A 19,603-nucleotide genomic window follows, 5' to 3' on the forward strand; every position below is an offset into this window, starting at 1 on the left:
TCGTACCCGTGACGTCCACACCCTGGGATGAAGCGCGCGCGGCGGCCTACCGCGCCGGCACCGGCGCCGTGCGGCCGGCCGCCTCGGTGCCGCTGCCCGACGCCGACGGGCTGACCCTCGCGTCGCCCCTGGTGACCCTCACCGACCTGCCCGCGTTCCCCACCTCGAGCGTCGACGGATGGGCGGTGCGGGGACCGGCCCCCTGGCGGATAGTCGGCCGGGTGCTCGCCGGCGACACGGCACCGCCGCTGGGCGCCGACGGCACCTGCGTCGAGATCGCCACCGGTGCGATGGTTCCCGCCGGCACCGAGCACATCCTCCGCGTCGAAGAGTCACAGGTGGACGGCGACCTGGTCGCCGGGCAACCTCGGCCCAACCCGGAGTGGCGCACGCCCGGCGAGGAGGCGTCCCGGGGCGAGGAGCTGCTGCCCGCCGGCACCCCGGTGACCCCCGGCGTGATCGGACTCGCGGCGTCGTGCGGCTACGACGAGGTGTCGGTACGGCCGGCGCCACGGGCGGCCGTCCTGGTCTTCGGTGACGAGCTGCTCACCTCCGGTCCACCCGGGGTCGGGCGGGTCCGCGACGCGCTGGGCCCGCAGATCCCGGGGTGGCTGCGTCGACTCGGGGCCGAGGTGGGCGCTCCGGTCGGGCCGGTCAAGGACACCCTCGACGCGCACGTCGACGCGATCCGCGGCGCCTTCGACGGCGGTGCCGACCTCGTGTGCACCACCGGCGGGACGATGCACGGCCCGGTCGACCACCTGCACCCGGCGCTCGCCGAGCTCGGCGCGTCCTACGTGGTCAACACCGTCGAGGTGCGCCCCGGCTTCCCGATGCTGCTGGCGGCGTTGCCGGGCGGCAGATTTCTCGCCGGGCTGCCGGGCAACCCGCAGTCGGCCGTGGTCGCGTTGATTTCCCTGGTCGCGCCGCTCCTGGCCGGGCTGCAGGGCCGGCCTGCGCCGGAACTGCCGTCGGTGACTCTGGGCGCGCCGATTCCCGGTCGGGGCTCGTACACCCATCTGGCGCTGGTGCGTATCGACGGTGGGCTGGCATATCCTGTCCCGCACGTCGGGTCGGCGATGCTGCGGGGGCTCGCCCGGTCGGCGGGGTTCGCGGTCGTCGCGCCGGGTACCAACGCTGCGGAGGGTGCGGCGGTTCCGCTCGTACCCCTGCCATTGCTTGACGGAGAACGTCAATGACCACTGTGGATAGCGCAACAACGACGGTGGCCGTGACCACCGAGCCGCTCGACGTCGCGGCCCACGAGCGCCTCGTCGCGCGGCCGGCGGCCGGCGCGGTGGTGTCGTTCGCCGGCGTCGTCCGCGATCACGACCACGGGCGCGAGGTGTTGGAGCTCGAGTACGAGGGGCACCCGACAGCGGAGCGCATCCTGGCCGAGGTGGCCGCGGACATCGCGGCCGATCCGTCGGTGTACGCGGTCGCGGTGTCGCACCGGGTGGGGCGGCTGGAGATCGGCGACGTGGCCCTGGCCGCGGCGGTGTCGACGGCGCACCGCGCCGCGGCGTTCGCGGCGTGTGCCCGGTTGGTGGACGAGGTCAAGGCGCGCCTGCCGATCTGGAAGCGGCAGGTGTTCTCCGACGGCGCGGAAGAGTGGGTCAACTGCCCGTAGCCCGACCGGTCAGACCGGCAGGTGGGTCCGCGCGCGGGCCGCGCCGGCCGGCTCGGCTTCGAAGACCGGCTCCGCACCTCGCCGCCAGGGCAGCAGCACCACGAGCAGGATCACGGCCAGCGCGAGGGAGTTCTCCATCAGCGCGCCCCACAGGCCGTCGGCGTAGTGCGAGACCTGCGGCAGCCGGTGCTCGTACCGCCACAACGGAGAGATGACGATCAGCAGGTAGAGCCCGAGCGCCATGGCGGCGTGCCGCAGGCCCGCCAGGGCCGGGAAGTGCCCGATGTTGAAGCCCCGCACGGCACGCCGACGCCGCAGCGCGGCGTCGACCAGGATCACCAATGCCGGTACGAGGAACACGAGGTGGTGCGTCCACGAGATCGGGCAGATCGCGTTGGCGGTGAGCCCGATGATGGTGAACGCGGCCAGTTCGTCGCCCTCGGCGTGGGCGTTCTTGGCGCGCGACAGTCCGACCGTCAGCAGCACCGCGGCGAACGCCAGCCACATCAGCCGGGGCGTGGTCGGGGAGTCGTAGGCCCTCGCCAGCAGACCGGCCAGGGACTGGTTCGGGGTGGCGTCGACGAAGCCGACGCGGTTGGTGTCCCAGACGACGCTGGTGAAGTAGGTGACGGTCTCCTTGCCCGCGAACACGTACCCCACAAGCGTCGCGCCGATGGCCGCGCCGATCGCGGTGGAGGCGACCCGCCACTGGCGGGTGGCGAGGAAGTACGCGATGAACAGGCCCGGCGTCAGTTTGACGGCGGTGGCCACACCCACGCCGGCCCCGGCGAACGCACCGGTCAGCCAGGCGTGCCGCAGCCACCCGAGCAGCGTCTGCGCCGGGCGCGGGCCGGCGGCCGGGTCGCGGTCGAGGGCCGCGCGCCCGTGCCAGCGCATCGCCGCCAGATCGGCGATGATCAGGCCCGCCAGGATGAGGTTGACCTGGCCGAAGCCGATCGTCTCACGAACCGGCTCGGTGGCCCCGGCCAGCGGGACGGCGATCCCGACGGCGAACCAGCGCGGGATCGCGTACCGGTCGGCGATCGGCCCGACGACGGTGAACAGCACGAGCGCCAGAGCGGCGAGGTTGAGCAGTGCGTTGATCCACCCTGCGGTCTGCGCACCCAGCAGCGCCATGGGCAGCATGGCCAGCGCGGCGAACGGAGGGTACGTGAAGCCGAGCATGGTGTGCGGTGCCACGAACTGGTACAGATCGCCATCCTCGGTCCACCACACCACCGCGCCGTGATAAATCCGCAGGTCGAAGAAGTCGTACTGCCGGCCGAACGCACGCACGGCCCACACCGCGCCCAACGCGGTGATGGCGACGATGCCGAGCCGTACGAGCGCGGACGACCAAACCTGCCGGGCCACGCGGCGGACTATGGCGAGAGGAGACGGCCGTCTGGCGACGGTCGCCGGCATACGGATGCCACCCCCGTACTGCGGTCGGTTATCTCGCTCCGGTCCGACAAGCAGCCTAGAACGGCCGGGCACGCAGCCACCTCCAGCGTTATCCGACCGTGTCCCATCGCACACGAGTCGGTGACCTGTACGCGCGAGTTAACTCAACGCTGTTTTGCGGGCTTATAGCCACTGGAGAGGCGAATAGTCAGCGCGAAACCGTGTTGTTATGGTTCGGTGCCCGTCGATACCGACCTAACTGGACAGAATTCCTCCCGCGGTCGCAGACGTCATGGCGAGCTTGGTTTCCCGTGCGGCGGTACGTGCGCCGCGGCGCGCGCCTTCGGCGGCCCGCTTGGCTTCCTTGGCCGTCAGGTGCGCGGCTCGCTTCGTCTCCTTCGCCGTGGTGCGCGCCGCCCGCCTGGTCTCTTTCGCGGTGGTCTCGGCCGCGCGCTTGAGCGAGTCCTGCGCGTGCTCGGTGAGGTGACCGGTACGCCACGCCAGGCCCGGCTTTCCTTCGGTGTCCACGGCGGCGAGCAGCAGGCCACCCATCAGGCCGAGGTTCTTCAGGACCGAGGTGCCGGCGTCGGAGCGCAGGAGCGGTCCAGGCTGCGGCTGTTCCGATCCTGACCAGAAGTCCTGTCCGGCCATAGTGGACGGCACCAGCGAGCCCGCCAGCGCGATGGCCGCCGGTTTGGTGGCCGTGTTGGTGGCCAGCAGGGCGCCACCGACCATCTGCACGATCCCGGTGAGCCGCACCAGCGAACGCGGGTCGGTCGGCAGGCCGGCTGAGCCCAGGGTGGACCCCATCCGGTCGGTCACGGCCTTCGCGCCGTCGACGAAGCGGTCAGGATTCTTGTACGCCTCCAGTCCACCACGGACGAAAACCGCCGCGAGGAGGGCGCGGGCCACGGTGCGAACAGGCTTCATGCCGTCGCCATTACCCGTCGCGGGCGGCCTTTATCCCCCTCGACGGCGATGAATCGCACGCTAGCTGTCGGTAGCCGGCTGGGACCGCAGGTAGCGGCCGAAGTGGGGCACCGTGAACGCGACCGATCCCCGCTCGCCCGAGTAGATCAGCCCCTTCTTGATCAGGGTGTCGCGGGCCGGGGACAGGCTCGCCGGCTTGCGGCCCAGCGCCTTGGCGATCTCCGCCGTCGGCACCGCGGTGTCCATGTCGTCGCCGCCGGCCAGGGCCGCCATCGTGCGCATGTACTCCCGCTCGGCCGGTGTCGCCCGCTCGTACCGGGAGCCGAAGAAGCCCACCGCCAACTCCGCCTCGGCCTCGGGTGCGGCGACCCGTACGTCCCCTGCGGTGATCGGGCTGCCCGGCGCGTGGTCCCAGGTCGCCTTACCGTACGCCTGCACGAAGTACGGGTAGCCGCCCGAGGTCTCGTAGAGCAGGTCGAGCGCTTTCGTCTCGTACTCGACGCCCTCCCGTGCGGCGGGCGCGGTGAACGCCTGGTCGGCGGCGAGCCGGTCGAGGCGGTCGATCCGCTGGTAGCGGAAGAGCCGCTCGGAGTACGACTTGGAGGCCGACAGCACGGCGGGCAGGTGGGGCAGGCCGGCGCCGACCACGATCAGCGGCGCGCCGGTCTGCGACAGTTCGTGGCACGCCGCGCAGAGGGCCGAGACGTCGTCCGCCGGTACGTCCTGCATCTCGTCGATGAACAGCGCCACCCCGGTGCCGACGTCGGTGGCGACGCTCGCCGCGTCGGTGAACAGCTCGACCAGGTCGATCTCGATGTCGCCGGAGTCGGCGCGGCCGCGGGCGGCCGGCACGTCGATGCCGGGGTTCCAGCGGTCGCGGAGCTTGGCGTTGTCGGGCACCGAGCGAGCGCCGAACGCCTTGAGTACGCCGAGGAACTGGTCGATGCGGTCGGGCGCGCGGTGGTGCGGCGCGAGTTCGCGGATCGCCATGTGGAGCGCGGCGGCGATCGGGCGGCGCAGCGACTGGTCGGGCCGGGCCTCGATCTTGCCGCTGCCCCACAGCCGGCCGATCGCCTGCGAGCGCAGCGTGTTGAGTAGCACGGTCTTGCCGACGCCGCGCAGGCCGGTGAGGACGAGCGAGCGCTCCGGCCGGCCACGCGCGATCCGTTCGAGTACCACCTCGAACATCTCCAGCTCGCGGTCGCGCCCGGCAAGCTCCGGTGGGCGCTGCCCGGCGCCCGGCGCGTAAGGGTTGCGGACCGGATCCACGATGGCACGGTATCGGCAACTCTAGCGACACCGCTAGATGCGCATAGAACGTTCTCGACAGCGCCTGAGCGCCCGGTCGAGGCGTCAAGGACAATCTTGCGCTATCTAGCCGTGAAGCTAGATTCGGCTAGAGCCTCCTACGTCCGCTGTTTGAGGCAGAGCACGAACGAGTCGGCGCTCACCGAACTCTCGAAGAAGTAGTTGTGCGTGTAGCCCGGTGTGCCGTTGCACCTGGTCTTGTCCGTCGTTCCCGGGAAGCGCTTGAGCACCTCGTACGAGTCCTTGACGCAGTCCACCTTGCGCATCTCGGGCGCGGAGTCGGTGCCGTCGTTGACCAGGCAGTCGCCGATCTTCGCGGTGGCGGCGTCGTTGGCCCCGGTGGCGCCGGCGGACCCGGCGGGGTCCCCGCCCGAGCTTGCCGTCCGGCTCGGCGCCGGCTGTGCTGTCACGGGCGGCACCGGCTGTGCGGCAGCCCCTGTCGCCGGATTCGAGGACGCCGCCGGCCGGGCCGCCGCCGCGCTCCGGAAACTGGTGTCGTCGTCGCTGTTGTTGGAGGTCAGGTACGTACCGGCCGCCACCGCGCCGCCCACGAGCACGGTAACCGCCACGAGCGCCGGGACCAGGCCGCGCCCACGCCGCCGGGGCTGCTCGGGCGGTCCGGCCACCGGAGCCGGCGGTTCGCCGTAGCTCAACCGCTGCAGGTACTGCGTCGGCATCTCGTCGGTCGGGAGATGGCCGGTGGACTCGGGGCGCGGCCGGTACTGCGGCGGCACCGGGGGCTGGGGCGCCTGGTACTGCGGCGGCACCGGGGACTGGGGCGCCTGGTACTGCGGCGGCGTCACGTACACCGGCCGCTGGTACGGCGGCGCGGTCGGGTGTCCGGGCGGCATCGGGTACTGCGCCGGCATCTGCTGCTGAGGCGGAGCCGGGTACCGCGGCGGCAGCGGGTACCGGGCCGTCTGGTGCGGATCGGCACCGTCCGCGTCCTGCGCCGGCGCACCGCCCTGGCCCCACGGGTCCACGGCCGGCCGGGTGTTCGGCGCGTGCGGCTGCCCGCCCTGGTTCGGGTCGTGCGGATGGCGGCCCTGCCGCGGATCCCGTGGCTGGCCGGCGGCGTACTGTCCGCCAGGCGGTCCGGGTATCGACATGTGGGCTCCTCCTGGTCGTGCTGCCGCGCGGGGCCTGACACCTCGCAGGCGGCACCCTGGTTCCCGGTCACCGTAGCGTGTCTGTGGTGGGCGCTGGCCCAGATACGGTCGCAGATCTCCCGACATTCCGGTACAACCGAGCAGACCACGCCCGACCGGCCGTCCGGGCGTGTCGTGGTCCGGGTGAGCAGGAACGGCGTCATCCACCGGAATATCCACAGCATCCACAAGGCCTTTTCCCAGTTCAGGGCCGTGAAGGCGCGAGTTGTCCACAGCCTCTGGGAAACGCATCCACAGGTTGTGCACACCGGGCCGCCGGATGCGTTAGGTTGCGCCGATGCTCCGGGTGCTTCTCGCAGCCGTGGCGGGCGTCGCGCTCGGGCCATCGCTCTCAAAGATCATTTCGGCGTACTCCCGACCGCCCGCGACCGCGCTGGTGGGCGCGACGGCCGCCGGGGCGTTCGCCCTGCTGGCCGTCAAGGTGACGGCGCCGCTGGCGCTGGCCGGGTTCTGCTGGGTCGCGGGCGCGGGCGTGGCACTCGGGTACGTGGACGCCGCCCGGCACCGGCTACCCGACCGGCTCACCGCGCCGGCGCTCGCCGGGGCGCTGGCGTTCCTGGGCTCGGACGCGCTCGTCGCCGGGCGGCCCGCCGCCCTGTGCCCGGCCGTCCTCTCCGGGCTCGCCGTCGGCGGCTTCTACGCCCTGCTGGTCCTGCTCAACCCGACCGGGATGGGCGCCGGGGACGCCAAGCTCGCCGTGAGCGTGGGCACCGTGCTCGGCTGGCTCGGCTACCCCGTGGCGTTCCTCGGCGTGCTGGCCGGGTTCGCGCTCGCGGCCGCGTACGCGGCATTCCTGGTGGGCCGGGGCCGGATCTCGCGGCGCGGCCGGCTGGCCCACGGCCCGTTCATGCTGCTCGGAGCGCTGCTGGCGATCGTCGGCGCCGGTTGACTGCCAACTACAGCAGACGAAGCTGGCGGTCGCGCGGCTTGCGGGGCTCGTCGCCGCCGCGCCGCTCCAACAGCCCCGGGTCGATCGACGACAGGAACGGCGACGGCGCCATGTCACGCTCCGAGCCGTACCGGAACCGCCGGCGGGTATGGCTCACGTAAAGCCGGGACTGCGCCCTGGTCAGACCCACGAAGAACAGCCGCCGCTCCTCGGCGACCTCCTCGTCGGACGGCTCCGTGCCCGGACGCCGCAGCGGCAGCAGCCCGTCCTCGCAGCCGACCAGGAACACCACCGGGAACTCCAGGCCCTTCGCGGCGTGCAGCGTGAGCAGCACGACCCGATCGGCCCGCGGGTCGAACGCGTCGACCTCCGCGCCGGTCGCGAGCTCGCGCAGGAACCGCTCGAGATCGTCACCGCAGCGGGCCGCCAACGGCGTGAGCAGGTCGATCGCCGTATGCACGTCCTCGGCCCGCAGCCCGCCGTCCAGGTCGTCGAGCGCCGGCTGGGCGCAGCGCTCCGCCAGCACCTGGCCCACCAGCCGGATACGCGCCGCGAGCGACCCGGACAGGCCGGTGGCGAAGCGCAGTTCCCGGGCGAGCGCGGCGACCCCCGGCCGGTCGAGCAGCCGGTCGTGCGAGCGTTTCTGCACCGGGATGCCGGCCCGCGACAGCGCGTCGACGACCGCCGCGGCCTGCGCGTCCGTGCGGTACAGCACGGCGATGTCGGTGAACGACACCGTCCCGTCCGGCGTGGCGCGGGAGTCGACCCGGCCGGAGTCCAGCGACCGGTGTGAGACGCCGCCCACCAGCTCGTCGACGGTACGGACGACGAAGTCGGCCTCGTCGGCCACGGAAGCCGCCGCGTACACGACCACCTGCGGTGCCTCCGGGTCGACGCGCGCCGGGTCGAGGCGGCGGCCCGGCACCAGGGTCGTCGGAGCGATCGCCTGGGTCGCGGCCGCGAGGATCGGGGCGGTGGAGCGGTAGTTGCGGGTGAGGCGCACCATCCGGGCGTCGGTGAAGTCGGCCGCGAACCGCAGGAAGAACGACACCTCGGCGCCGCGGAACGAGTAGATCGCCTGGTCGGGGTCGCCGATGGCGCACAGGTTGCCGTCCGGCGGGCAAAGCAGGCGCAGGAGGGCGTACTGCGTCGGGTCGACGTCCTGGTACTCGTCGACGAAGATCCACCGCCAGCGGGCCCGGTACTCGTCCACGAGCGCCGGCGCGCCCGACAGCAGGGCGACCGGCAGTGACACCAGTTCGTCGAGGTCAACCAGGTCGTGCGCGCGCAACGCCTTCACGTACTCGTCGGTGCCCACCGCCTCGTCCAGGGCCCGGCGCGCGTCCCGCTCCGACGGCGCCTCCCCCAGCCCCGCCACCTCGGCGGCGATCGCCAGCCGCTCGGCGTCCTCGACGATGCGGAAGTGCGGGGACAGCCCCACGGCCGCCGCGTTCTCGCGCAGGATCGCGAGGCCAAGCGAGTGAAAGGTGCTGACCGTGACGTCCTCGGCGACCGGCCCGAGCAGCATGTCCAGGCGCTCACGCAGCTCCTCGGCCGCCCGGCGGGTGAACGTGATCGCCAGGCACTGCTCCGGGAAGACGCCCAGCTCGGCGCACAGGTACGCGATGCGGTGGGTGAGGGTACGGGTCTTGCCGGTGCCGGGGCCGGCGACGATCAGCATCGGGCCGCCCGGTGCGGACGCGGCCACCCGCTGCATCGCGTCGAGGCGGTCGAGCAGCCCGGTGCCGACCTCCTCCATCCCGGCGAGCATGGGTTCGAACGGCTCGTGGGGTGACGCCTGCGCGGCCAGTGGCGGCGGCGGGGGTGGTGGGGCCGTCTTGCGCGCCTTGGTGCCCTCGTTCTTCGCCTTCGGCTGGGTGCGGGCGACCGGGGCCGGCGCCGGCTTCGGCTTGGGCCGCTGCTTCGGGACGGGTACGTCGAAGAGCGTGTCCGCCGCCGGATCGGCCCGTAACTCCGCCGGCTCGAAGAGCCGGATCACCCCGTACTCGCCGTCGTAGCCGGCGGTGCGGTGTACCCGGCCGGCGCGCAGCCGGCCGATCGCCTCGCCGAGCGGTTCGCCGCCGACCCGGGTGATCTCGTCGAGCGGGACGTGGCGCAGGATCGAAAGCTCCGGGCCGAGCGCCGCGACGAGCGTGTTGAGCTGCCCGTCGACCGTCTTCGACTTCGGACCCACCCCGCCCAACTCCCCCAGGATCTCGGCGAGCTGGATCAGGTGCTCGACGGCCGGCGCGCCGTCCGGCTGGAACCCGGTCGGCCGGTCGGCCAGCTCCTCGACCCGGTGCAGGACCCCGACGGTGAGCGGCTTGCCGCACACCGGGCACCGGCCGCCGGCCTGCCGGGTCTGCGCCGGCTCCCAGTTCACCCCGCACGCCCGGTGGCCGTCGGCGTGGTACTTGCCCTCTTCCGGGAAGAACTCCACGGTGCCTTCGAGGCCGTCGCCGGTACGCAGCGCCTCTCGTACGGAGAAGTAGTCGAGCTCGGTCGCGAGCACCGTCGCCTCGCGCGCCAGCGCGGGCGCGGAGTGGGCGTCGGAGTTGGAGACGAGCCGGTACCGGTCGAGGCTGGAGACCCGCCAGTTCATCTCGGGGTCCGACGACAGACCGGTCTCCACCGCGAAGATGTTGTCGGCGAGGTCGGCGTAGCAGTCGGCGATCGCGTCGAACCCGGACTTGGAGCCGAGCGCTGAGAACCAGGGGGTCCAGATGTGCGCCGGCACCAGGTACCCGTCCGGGCTGGCCTCCAGCGTGATCTCCAGCAGGTCACGCGAGTCGAGCCCGAGGATCGGCCGGCCGTCCGAGCCGAGGTTGCCGATGCGCCCCAGGGCGGTGTTGAACCGGCTCACCGCGTCGAGGTCGGGCAGGTAGATCAGGTGGTGCACCTTGCGGGTACGGTCACCGCGCTTGTAGATGGTCGAGATCTCGACCGAGAGCATGAACCGGACCGGTACGTCGGCGGCGGCCAGCCGGGGCGGCAGCTTGCGCAGGACGTCCGCCTCGCGGTCGGGGTGCAGCCGGTAGAGGCCGGGCTCGGCCGGCACCAGCGCCTCGCGGAGATGGTCGTACCAGGCCGGGTGGGTGAAGTCGCCGGTGCCCAGCAGAGTGATGCCCTTGCGCCGCGCCCACCAGCTCAGGGTGTCCAGGTTGAGATCCCGGCTGCAGGCGCGCGAGTACTTGGAGTGGATGTGCAGGTCCGCCACGTACGAGGGCACGAGCCATCCTAGTCACACTGCGTGTGGCGATCGGGTACCGGCACGCCCGGCCGGCGCGCGGGTTCAGCCGCCCGCGAACGGGGGCAGGACGTCCACGCTGGCGTCCGCCGGAAGCGGGGCCCGGCGGTCGTGTGCGACCACCTCGTCGACCAGGAACGACGCCACATCGAGAACCTTCGCGAGCGCGGGGCCGTGCGCGTCGGACAGTATCCGGGTCAGCTCCTCGAGCGTCTCGGCGCTGACCTTCTCCTCGGTCGTGCCGGCGGCCGCCCGCGCGCCGGCGAAGTATCGCACGGTGATCATTGCCCGGATCAGCCTCCGATCGCCGACATCGGCCGGGCCGGCTGCAGGAACGCCGGATCGTTGATGCCGTGGCCGGGGAGCTTGCCCCACATCGCCTCGCGCCACAGCCGCGCCAGGTCCTCGTCGGAGCCGCCGGCCCGCATCACGGCCCGCAGGCTGGTCTCCTCCTGACTGAACAGGCAGTTGCGGACCGCGCCGTCGGCGGTCAGCCGGGTGCGGTCGCAGGCGCGGCAGAACGGCTGGGTCACGCTGGCGATGACGCCGACCCGGGCGGGCCGGCCGTCCGGCAGCACGTGGCCGGCCACCAGCCACGTCTCGGCGGGGGCGCCGCCGCGCTCGGCGGGGTCGGGCAGGAGGTCGTACGCGCGGCCGAGGCGCTCGAGGATCTCGGCGGCCGTGACCATGTTGTCGCGCCGCCAGGTGTGGCCGGCGTCCAGCGGCATCTGCTCGATGAACCGCAGTTCGTAGCCGCGGTCCAGGGCGAACGCGAGCAGCGGCACCGCCTCGTCGTCGTTGACGCCCCGCATCAGCACGGTATTGATCTTGATTGGGGTCAGGCCTGCGGCCTCGGCGGCGGCGATCCCGGCAAGGGTGTCGTCGAGGCGGCGGCGGTGGGCCAGCCGGACGAACCGGGCGGGGTCGAGCGTGTCGAGTGAGATGTTGACCCGGTCCAGCCCGGCGTCCGCCAGCGGCCGGGCCAGCCGGTCCAGGCCGATCGCGTTGGTCGTCAGCGACAGGCGGGGCCGTGGCTCCAGCGCCGCCGCGGCGGCGACGATCCCGACGAGCCCGCGGCGCAGCAGCGGTTCGCCGCCGGTGAACCGGATCTCACGGACCCCCAACTGCTCCACCGCGATCCGCACCAGACGGCCGACCTCGTCGTCGGTCAGCAGGTCGGGCCCGGGCAGCCACGGCAGCCCCTCCGCCGGCATGCAGTACGTGCAGCGCAGGTTGCACCGGTCGGTCAGCGACACACGCAGGTCGGTCGCGACCCGACCGTACCGATCGATCAGCGCCGCACGGGATCTCATGCTCGAACGGTACCCGTTGCGTGCGACAACAGTGCTAGCCGATCGCATCAGCGGCGGCCAGCACGGAACCGCGGTAGGCCGCGCCGAACAGGGCCGTGTGAACGAGCAACAGGTACAACTGGTGCAACGGCACCCGTTCCCGCCAGCCGGCGGCCAGCGGCCACGCCTCGTCGTAGGCGGCCAGGATCCGTTCCAGGTACGGCGCACCGCCGAACAGCGACAGCAGCGCCAGATCGGTCTCGCGGTGGCCGCCGTGCGCGGCCGGATCCACCAGCCACACCCGCGACCGCGACCACAGCAGGTTGCCCGGCCACAGGTCGCCGTGGATCCGGGCCGGCGGCTCCGCGGCCGCAGCGCCGGCGTACCCGTCGATGTTCTCGATGATCCGGTCGATCTTGGCCGCGTCGGCGCAGCCCAGCGCTCCGTTGTCGACCGACCTGCGCAGGTACGGCGCCAGCCGGTTGGCCGCGAACCAGGCCGGCCACGGCCCCGGCGACGGTTCGTTGGCCAGCGGCAGCGAACCGATGTAGCCCGGCCAGTCGGCGCCGAACGCGGGCGCTCCGGCGCGGTGCAGCGCGGCCAGGTCGCGCCCCAGCCGCTCGGCGGCCTCCGGTCCGGGCTCGGCCGGCTCGACCCACTCCAGCGCCAGCATCCCCGGAAGCTCGGCCAGGACCTCGGGCACGGGTACCGCGCCGGCCGCGCGCAGCCAGCGCAGGCCGCTCGCCTCGGCGATGAAGAAGCCGGGGGGCGCGGAGTCGAGCGACTTGACGAACACCGACTCACCCGAGTCGAACGTGAGCCGGCTCGCCGCGCAGATCGAGCCGCCCGCGACCGGTGTCTCCCGGATGCGCTGGTGCGTCAGGAAGGTGGGCAGGTGATGCGGGTGCGCGCGCAGGTACGCCAGGTCCACATTCGCAGACGTTACCGGCCCGAGGCCGTGTGTAGTGCGGACCGGGCGTCCGCGTACGCGTGGAGCACCTCGCGTACGGGCGCGACGACGAGGTCCCGGGCGACCTCCTTGACCGCCGTGCGCAGCCGGTTCTGCACGCGCGCCTGCGCCCGTCGGGCGCCGAACCGGATCAGCGGCCGGGCCACGATCGACACCAGCAGGCCGGCCACCAGGCCACCGACCAGCAGCACGGTCGCCAGCGGCACCCGGCCGACGTGCGGGCCGGGCAGCTCAGGCAGCCCGAGAGCGAAGAAGACGTACCGGACGGCCAGCCACAACAGGCCCACCAGCGCGGCGAGCGCGACCAGCCACTGCAGTCCACCGACGAGCCGCCACCACAGTGGCCGGCGGTCCATACCGAGGTCGGCGCGGGCGATCGCGGTGTCCAGCGCGTCGGGCAGGTCGTCGGCGCGGGAGCGCGCTGCGGCGAGGATCACGGCCGGCCACGGATCGGGCAGTCCGGCGCCGGCCCGCTCGCCGAGGGCCCGCAGCGCCAGTCCGACCGCGGCGCGCTCGGCCGGGGCCGCGGGAGGCACCGAGGTCGCCGCGATCGGCTCCTTCTCGTCGGACTCCTTGGCGTCGCCCAGGCGCAGCCGGCGCAGCGGGTCCGGCCGTAGCCGGCGCAGCCACCGCGACACCGGCCAGCCCACCGCGCCCACGGCCCGGTGCGTGTACGCCCGCCGCGCGGCGTCGGCCACGACCGGTACCCCGCCCGCGGCGGCGAGCGCGCCGGTGAGCGTCTCGACCGTTTCGCGGTCGACGGTGTGCTCGGCAGCCTCGGGCTCGAACAGCGGCGCCAGGTCGGCCACCACGCCGTCCACGTCGCCGCCGATGCGCAGCAGCGCCGCCTGCCGCTTGGCGACCGTGCTCTCCAGCAGTTCGCGCAAGGGGAGGGCACCGGGCCGCTCCACCGCCGAGGTGGCGAACACCGGTACCCCGTCGAGGCCGTCGGCGACCAGGAGCCGCTTCAGGTCGTCGACGCAGCGGGTGACGTCGGCCGGCTGGAGCCGGTCGGCCTGGTTGAGCACGACCACCGTGACGTCCCGGTGCTCGGAGAACTGCGCCAGGTACTGCGTGTGCACCACCCGGTCGGCGTACTTCTGCGGGTCGAGGACCCAGACCACGAGGTCGACCAGGGACAGCAGCCGGTCCACCTCGACCCGGTGCGACTGCTCGACCGAGTCGAAGTCGGGCAGGTCGAGCAGGATCAGACCGCGGAGCGTTCGTTCGTCGTCGCCGTCGAGGGCGCTCTCCCGGCGGAACCGGCGCGACGGCGGCACACCCAGCCAGTCGAGCAGTTCCCCGCTGTTGTCGGGGCCCCAGACGCACGCGTGCGCCACCCCGGTGGTCGGCCGCCGTACGCCCACCGGCGACAGCTGAAGCCGGGTCAGCGCGTTGAACAGGCTCGACTTGCCGCTGCCCGTCGCGCCCGCGAGCGCGACGACGCAGTGCTCGCCCGACAGGCGCAGCCGCTCGCCGGCGTGGTCGACGACCGTACGCGCGGCGGCCAGCCGCTGTTCGGGCAGGTGACCGTCGACGGCGCGCAGGAGCCGGCGCAGCGCGTTGACCCGCTCCGGGACGTCCGACGGCGGTGAAGCTTTCATGGGGTCGGAGCCTCGCAGCGTCTCCAGGATCATTCCGGTACCCCGTTCAGGGTCGGTTGAGGCAGTCCGGTAACTCCGGCGAGGGGCGCCGCCACCCGCGCGGCCCGCACGTTCGCCGCGGCCCGGCGCAGCCGGTCGGCGGCCGTTCCGTCCACCCCACTGGCGTCGAGCACCGACAGGAAGCGGCCGGCCTCGTCGGCGAGCAGGTCGTGGATCCGCGTCGACAGGTCGGCGCGCGCCTTGTCGGCCAGCGCCCGGATCGCCTGGTCGCCGAAGACGGCCTGGAGGACGACCTGCGCCGCCACCGAGGTGCCGCCGGCGACCGCCATCTCCAGGCCGGTCGGTATGAACGACGTGGCGACGAAGACGCTGGCCATCACCGCCAGCCCGGTGGCGTTGACGGCGAACGCGCCGGCCCGGGCGACCGTCCGCCTGCCGCCGGCCTCCCTGCGGACCATGTCCAGCACGCCCCGTTGCCAGTCGCGGATCAACCGCTCGACGCGGTCAGGCAGGTCGGGCGAAGGGGACCGGAGATCGGTGTCGCCGGCGGACTCGAGCAGCCGCGCGCCGGCCGGATGTACCCGCCAGGCCCCGGCCACCCGCTCGGCGGCGTCCGCGGCCGCGTTGTTCACCAGGGCCACCAGCCCGCTGCCCAGCGCCGCCTGGAACCGGACGCCGGCGTCGGGCCGGCCGGTCACCGCCGCCGTCACCCGGTCGCGCACCCGGCCCACCCGAGCCTGCAGCCCGCGCATCAGCTCCCCGGTGCCCACCAGTTCCTGCCAGCGTGCGAGCACCTCGCCGCGCAGGAGCGCCCCGTCACGTACACCCTGGTCGACGGCTGCCTCAGCGTCGCCGTACGCGGCCACCACCCCGGCGGCGAGGCTGTCGGCGACGTCGACCTGCACGTCGGCGGCCTCCGCGAGCTGCTCGACGGCGGGGTCCAGGGCGGCGAGCGCCCCGTCGACGGTCTGGCGGACGACGGCGGCCCGCGCCTCTGCCGACCTGGCCAACTGAGCGAACCATTCACGCATGGGTGACACGACCCGGTCCGGCAGCAGCCCCGCCTCCAGCTGGATCTCCGGCAGGACGAACAGCGGTACCGCACCCAGGTCGTTGGCGCGCAGCATGCCGGTCAGGTGTGGACCGATCGCGTCGGCGGCACCCGGCGGCACCCGGTCGAGTACCAGGGCCACGGCGGTACCCCGGTTGCGCGCGTTGCGCAGCAGCTCCCAGGGCACGGCGTCGGCGTACCGGGCGGCCGTGGTGACAAAGAGCCAGAGGTCCGCGGCGGCGAGCAGCTGCACGGCGAGCGCGCGGTTGGCGTCGACCACCGAGTCGATGTCCGGGGCGTCCAGGAACGCGAGGCCGGGCGTCAGGCCCTGCGCCGAGATGACCTGGAGGCTGTCGCCGTCCGTGTGGTGGCTGGTACGGGCGAGGTTGGGCAGCAGGCGCGCCGCGGTGAACCAGGGCGCGTCGTGCGGGTGGCAGACCAGGACGGGGGCCCGGGTGGTCGGGCGCAGGACGCCGGCGGCGCTCACCGGCGCCCGCACGAGGCTGTTGACCAGCGTGGACTTGCCCGCACCGGTCGAGCCGCCGACGACGACCAGCAGCGGCGCGTCCAGGCGGCTCAGCCGGGGCAGCAGGTAGTCGTCGAGCTGGTTGCGGATGGCCGCCGCCGCGCCGGTGGCCTCCTCGGCGTCGGGTAGGGCCAGCGGGTACCGGACGCCGGCGATCGTCTCGCGCAGGGCGGTCAGGCCCGCGACCAACTGGTCGATCGCTTCCGGGGAGGGCGTCGGCGTCACGACGGGGGTCGCGGCCGGCTCCTCGGCGGAGGTCGGCTCGCCGGGGGCGTCGTCGGGTCGCTCGGCGGCGGCGTCGGGCTCCTCGGCGGCGGTGTCGTCGGGCCGCTCGGCGGGGGCCGGATCGGGCCGCTCGGCGGAGGTCGGCTCCTCGGCGGCGGTGTCGTCGGGCCGCTCGGCGGCCGCAGTGTCGGGCTGCTCGCCGGCTCTGGCTGGGGACTCGGGCTGCTCGGCGGCGGTGTCGTCGGGCCGCTCGGCGGCGGCGTCGTCCGGCTGCTCGGCGGGGACCGGGTCGGGTCGCTCGGGAGCCGCGGGTTGGCGTTGCCCGCCGATCCGGGGCGCGGTCACGGCCGAGTCGGGTCGGTCGCCGGAGCGGGCCTGAGGCGTGGCGACCGACTCACCGGCCGGCTCGGGCCGGCCCATCGGCACAACTGCCGGATCGCCCTGCGTGGTCACAGCTTCAAGCCTGCACGATCGCCCCCACGGCCGACAATCCGGGGGTGCGGATGCGTCGATCGATTTGCCCGATTGCCGGTTGAGCGGTGGCGGTTGCCCGACTGACGGGCGCGGGCGGTGTCTTTCGGATCACCAGATGTCAGCTAGAGTTGCGCGTGGTCGGCTCAACCGTGGCATCATTGAGCCCGGTCCACTCAACTTAAGACGGGGATGCCCCCTGGCCACTGGAGGAACGAACAACATGGCACGTGCGGTCGGTATCGACCTCGGCACCACCAACTCGGTGGTCAGCGTCCTCGAAGGCGGCGAGCCCACCGTGATCGCGAACGCCGAGGGCGCGCGGACGACGCCGTCGATCGTCGCTTTCGCCCGCAACGGCGAGGTCCTTGTCGGTGAGGTTGCCAAGCGTCAGGCGGTGACCAACCCCGACCGGACCATCCGCTCCGTGAAGCGCGAGATGGGCACCAACTGGACGATCGACATCGATAGCAAGAAGTACACCCCGCAGGAGATCTCCGCGCGGGTTCTCATGAAGCTCAAGCGGGACGCCGAGTCCTACCTCGGCGAGCAGATCACCGACGCGGTGATCACCGTCCCGGCCTACTTCAACGACGCGCAGCGGCAGGCCACCAAGGAGGCGGGCGAGATCGCCGGCTTCAACGTCCTGCGCATCGTCAACGAACCCACGGCCGCGGCCCTCGCGTACGGGCTGGACAAGGGCTCCAAGGAGCAGACGGTCCTGGTCTTCGACCTGGGTGGCGGCACCTTCGACGTGTCGCTGCTGGAGCTGGGCGAAGGCGTCATCGAGGTCAAGGCGACCGCTGGTAACAACCACCTGGGCGGTGACGACTGGGACGAGCGGATCATCGATCACCTGGTCAAGACCTTCCGGGGCCAGCACGGCATCGACCTGTCGCAGGACAAGATGGCGATGCAGCGGCTCAAGGAAGCGGCTGAGAAGGCCAAGATCGAGCTGTCCGCCGCCACCACCACCAGCATCAACCTGCCCTACATCACCGCCGGCCCGTCGGGCCCGCTGCACCTGGACATGCAGCTGTCGCGCTCGGAGTTCCAGCGCATGTCGCAGGACCTGCTCGACGCGTGCAAGGGCCCCTTCGAGCAGGCGATCAAGGACGCCGGGATCAAGATCAACGACGTCGACCACGTCATCCTGGTCGGTGGCTCGACCCGTATGCCGGCCGTCTCCGACCTGGTCAAGCAGCTCACCGGCAAGGAGCCCAACAAGGGCGTCAACCCGGACGAGGTGGTGGCCGTCGGAGCCGCGCTGCAGGCCGGCGTGCTCAAGGGCGAGGTCAAGGACGTCCTGTTGCTCGACGTCACGCCGCTGTCGCTCGGCATCGAGACCAAGGGCGGCATCTTCACCAAGCTGATCGAGCGCAACACCACGATCCCGACCAAGCGCTCGGAGATCTTCACGACGGCCGACGACAACCAGCCGTCCGTGCTGATCCAGGTGTTCCAGGGCGAGCGGGAGATCGCGGCCTACAACAAGAAGCTCGGCACCTTCGAGCTGACCGGCCTGCCGCCGGCGCCGCGGGGCGTGCCGCAGATCGAGGTCACCTTCGACATCGACGCCAACGGCATCGTGCACGTCTCGGCGAAGGACCTCGGCACGGGCAAGGAGCAGTCGATGACGATCACCGGCGGCTCGGCTCTGCCGAAGGACGACATCGAGCGCATGATGCGCGACGCCGAGGCGCACGCCGAGGAGGACAAGCGCCGCAAGGAGGAGGCCGAGACCCGCAACCTGGCCGAGGCCCTGCAGTGGCAGACCGAGAAGTTCCTGGCCGAGAGCGGTGACAAGCTGCCGTCCGACGTCAAGGACGAGATCAACGAAGCGCTCGGCGAGCTGCGCGGCGCGCTCGGTGGCTCCGACATCGAGAAGATCAAGCAGGCCCAGGAGAAGCTCGCCACGGTCTCGCAGAAGGCCGGTGCGGCTCTGTACGAGCAGCAGGCGGCGGGCACGGCCGGGGCCGGCACGGACGCGGGCGCCGGTGCGGCCGGCGGCGCGAGCGGTGCGGGTGCCGCGGGCGCCAAGGACGACGTCGTCGACGCGGAGATTGTCGACGAGGACGACAAGCGGTGACCGAGAATCCCCGCCAGCACGATGGCACCGGTTCCCGGCCGGACGCGACCGAGTCGCGCCGGCCGGGCCCCGGCGGGTCCGGCCGGCACTCCCGCGGGGCGGGCGCGCCGGACGAGACGGGACAGGAACGGGTCGTCATTCGGGACAAGCGGAAGATCAAAGTGTCTGACGGAAAACACGCGAAGAGTACGACCGCCGGAGACGAGCAGCCGTCGGCCCGCGACGCCGCCGGCGACCCGACAGCGGTCGAGGAGCAGGCCCGGCCGGGCGCGGAGGCGAACGCCGACGACGGCGCCGACCGGGCGGCGGCCGAGACGGTGACCGAGCCGTCCGGCGAGCCGGCGCAGCCCTTGGGCGCTGAGCTGGAGTCGCTGCGGGCCGAGCTCGACGAGCGTACGCACGACGTGCAGCGGATCAGCGCCGAGTTCGCCAACTATCGCAAGCGCGTCGACCGCGATCGGGCGCTGGTGACGGAGCAGGCGACCGGCAACCTGCTGACAGCGCTCCTGCCCGTACTGGACGACCTGGACCGGGCCCGCGAGCACGGCGACCTGGTCGGCCCCTTCGGGACCGTGGCGGAGCAGCTCATCAACACGCTCACCAAGTTCGGGCTGACCCCGTTCGGGTCGAAGGGCGACCCGTTCGACCCGAACCGCCACGAGGCGGTGGCCCACCTCAGGTCGGCGGAGGTGACCGAGCCGACGTGCGTGGACGTGATGCGCCGCGGCTACCTGCTGGGCGAGCGGCTGCTGCGCCCCGCGCTGGTCGCGGTCGCCGACCCCGAGTGAGCTGTTGTCG

15 protein-coding genes are annotated in these 19,603 nt (G+C 72.8%); 5 read left to right on the forward strand and 10 right to left on the reverse strand.

From position 1 onward, the window contains the following. Positions 1-8 precede the first annotated feature (8 nt). Positions 9-1,199 carry a molybdopterin-binding protein gene (locus HC031_RS03880; RefSeq protein WP_167923751.1) on the forward strand — a complete coding sequence of 397 codons (1,191 nt, stop codon included), beginning with the start codon at positions 9-11 and terminating at the stop codon, positions 1,197-1,199. Beyond that, on the forward strand, positions 1,196-1,630 hold the full coding sequence (locus HC031_RS03885; RefSeq protein ID WP_167923752.1) for a molybdenum cofactor biosynthesis protein MoaE: 435 nt from the start codon (positions 1,196-1,198) through the stop codon (positions 1,628-1,630). Before HC031_RS03880 ends, HC031_RS03885 begins: the two co-directional genes overlap by 4 nt. Before the next feature lie 9 nt (positions 1,631-1,639). On the opposite strand, the gene HC031_RS03890 is transcribed toward HC031_RS03885, so the two are convergent. The 4 genes from HC031_RS03890 to HC031_RS03905 form a co-directional block, all read right to left on the reverse strand. Next, a complete protein-coding gene (locus tag HC031_RS03890; RefSeq protein ID WP_167923753.1) occupies positions 1,640-3,055 on the reverse strand; it encodes a glycosyltransferase 87 family protein in 1,416 nt (471 codons plus the stop codon). Positions 3,056-3,289: 234 nt separating this feature from the next. After that, positions 3,290-3,964: a DoxX family protein gene (locus HC031_RS03895; RefSeq protein WP_167923754.1), complete on the reverse strand. Its 675-nt coding sequence runs from the start codon at positions 3,962-3,964 to the stop codon at positions 3,290-3,292. 60 nt (positions 3,965-4,024) lie between these two features. Next, positions 4,025-5,233 carry an AAA family ATPase gene (locus HC031_RS03900; RefSeq protein WP_167923755.1) on the reverse strand — a complete coding sequence of 403 codons (1,209 nt, stop codon included), beginning with the start codon at positions 5,231-5,233 and terminating at the stop codon, positions 4,025-4,027. A 137-nt stretch (positions 5,234-5,370) separates the two neighbouring features. Continuing rightward, positions 5,371-6,381, reverse strand: a complete 1,011-nt coding sequence (locus HC031_RS03905) for an LppU/SCO3897 family protein (RefSeq protein WP_167923756.1) — start codon at positions 6,379-6,381, stop codon at positions 5,371-5,373. 337 nt (positions 6,382-6,718) lie between these two features. On the opposite strand from HC031_RS03905, the gene HC031_RS03910 reads away from it, so the two are divergent. Then, on the forward strand, positions 6,719-7,330 hold the full coding sequence (locus HC031_RS03910; protein ID WP_167923757.1) for a prepilin peptidase: 612 nt from the start codon (positions 6,719-6,721) through the stop codon (positions 7,328-7,330). 7 nt (positions 7,331-7,337) lie between these two features. Here HC031_RS03910 and HC031_RS03915 read toward each other — a convergent pair whose 3' ends face one another. From HC031_RS03915 to HC031_RS03940, 6 genes are all read right to left on the reverse strand, one after another. Continuing rightward, positions 7,338-10,559: a UvrD-helicase domain-containing protein gene (locus HC031_RS03915; protein WP_167923758.1), complete on the reverse strand. Its 3,222-nt coding sequence runs from the start codon at positions 10,557-10,559 to the stop codon at positions 7,338-7,340. A gap of 63 nt (positions 10,560-10,622) precedes the next feature. Beyond that, complete coding sequence (locus tag HC031_RS03920) at positions 10,623-10,862, reverse strand: MoaD/ThiS family protein (protein WP_167923759.1); 240 nt, start codon at positions 10,860-10,862, stop codon at positions 10,623-10,625. A gap of 8 nt (positions 10,863-10,870) precedes the next feature. Further along, a complete protein-coding gene (moaA, locus tag HC031_RS03925) occupies positions 10,871-11,890 on the reverse strand; it encodes a GTP 3',8-cyclase MoaA (RefSeq protein ID WP_240942081.1) in 1,020 nt (339 codons plus the stop codon). Positions 11,891-11,924: 34 nt separating this feature from the next. After that, positions 11,925-12,800, reverse strand: coding sequence for a fructosamine kinase family protein (locus HC031_RS03930; protein WP_167923761.1), 876 nt, complete (start codon positions 12,798-12,800; stop codon positions 11,925-11,927). Positions 12,801-12,811: 11 nt separating this feature from the next. Further along, on the reverse strand, positions 12,812-14,443 hold the full coding sequence (locus HC031_RS03935; protein ID WP_240942082.1) for a GTPase: 1,632 nt from the start codon (positions 14,441-14,443) through the stop codon (positions 12,812-12,814). 29 nt (positions 14,444-14,472) lie between these two features. After that, entirely contained in the window at positions 14,473-16,698 is a 2,226-nt protein-coding gene (locus HC031_RS03940) for a GTPase family protein (protein ID WP_205862217.1), read from the reverse strand. A gap of 241 nt (positions 16,699-16,939) precedes the next feature. On the opposite strand from HC031_RS03940, the gene dnaK reads away from it, so the two are divergent. Together dnaK and grpE are read left to right on the forward strand one after the other, a co-directional pair. Then, positions 16,940-18,805, forward strand: coding sequence for a molecular chaperone DnaK (gene dnaK, locus HC031_RS03945; RefSeq protein WP_167923763.1), 1,866 nt, complete (start codon positions 16,940-16,942; stop codon positions 18,803-18,805). Further along, entirely contained in the window at positions 18,802-19,593 is a 792-nt protein-coding gene (grpE, locus tag HC031_RS32415) for a nucleotide exchange factor GrpE (protein ID WP_167923764.1), read from the forward strand. The genes dnaK and grpE overlap by 4 nt, the downstream gene beginning before the upstream one ends. Positions 19,594-19,603: the final 10 nt, after the last annotated feature.

It is taken from the genome of Planosporangium thailandense (genome assembly GCF_011947195.1).
Taxonomy (GTDB): domain Bacteria; phylum Actinomycetota; class Actinomycetes; order Mycobacteriales; family Micromonosporaceae; genus Planosporangium; species Planosporangium thailandense.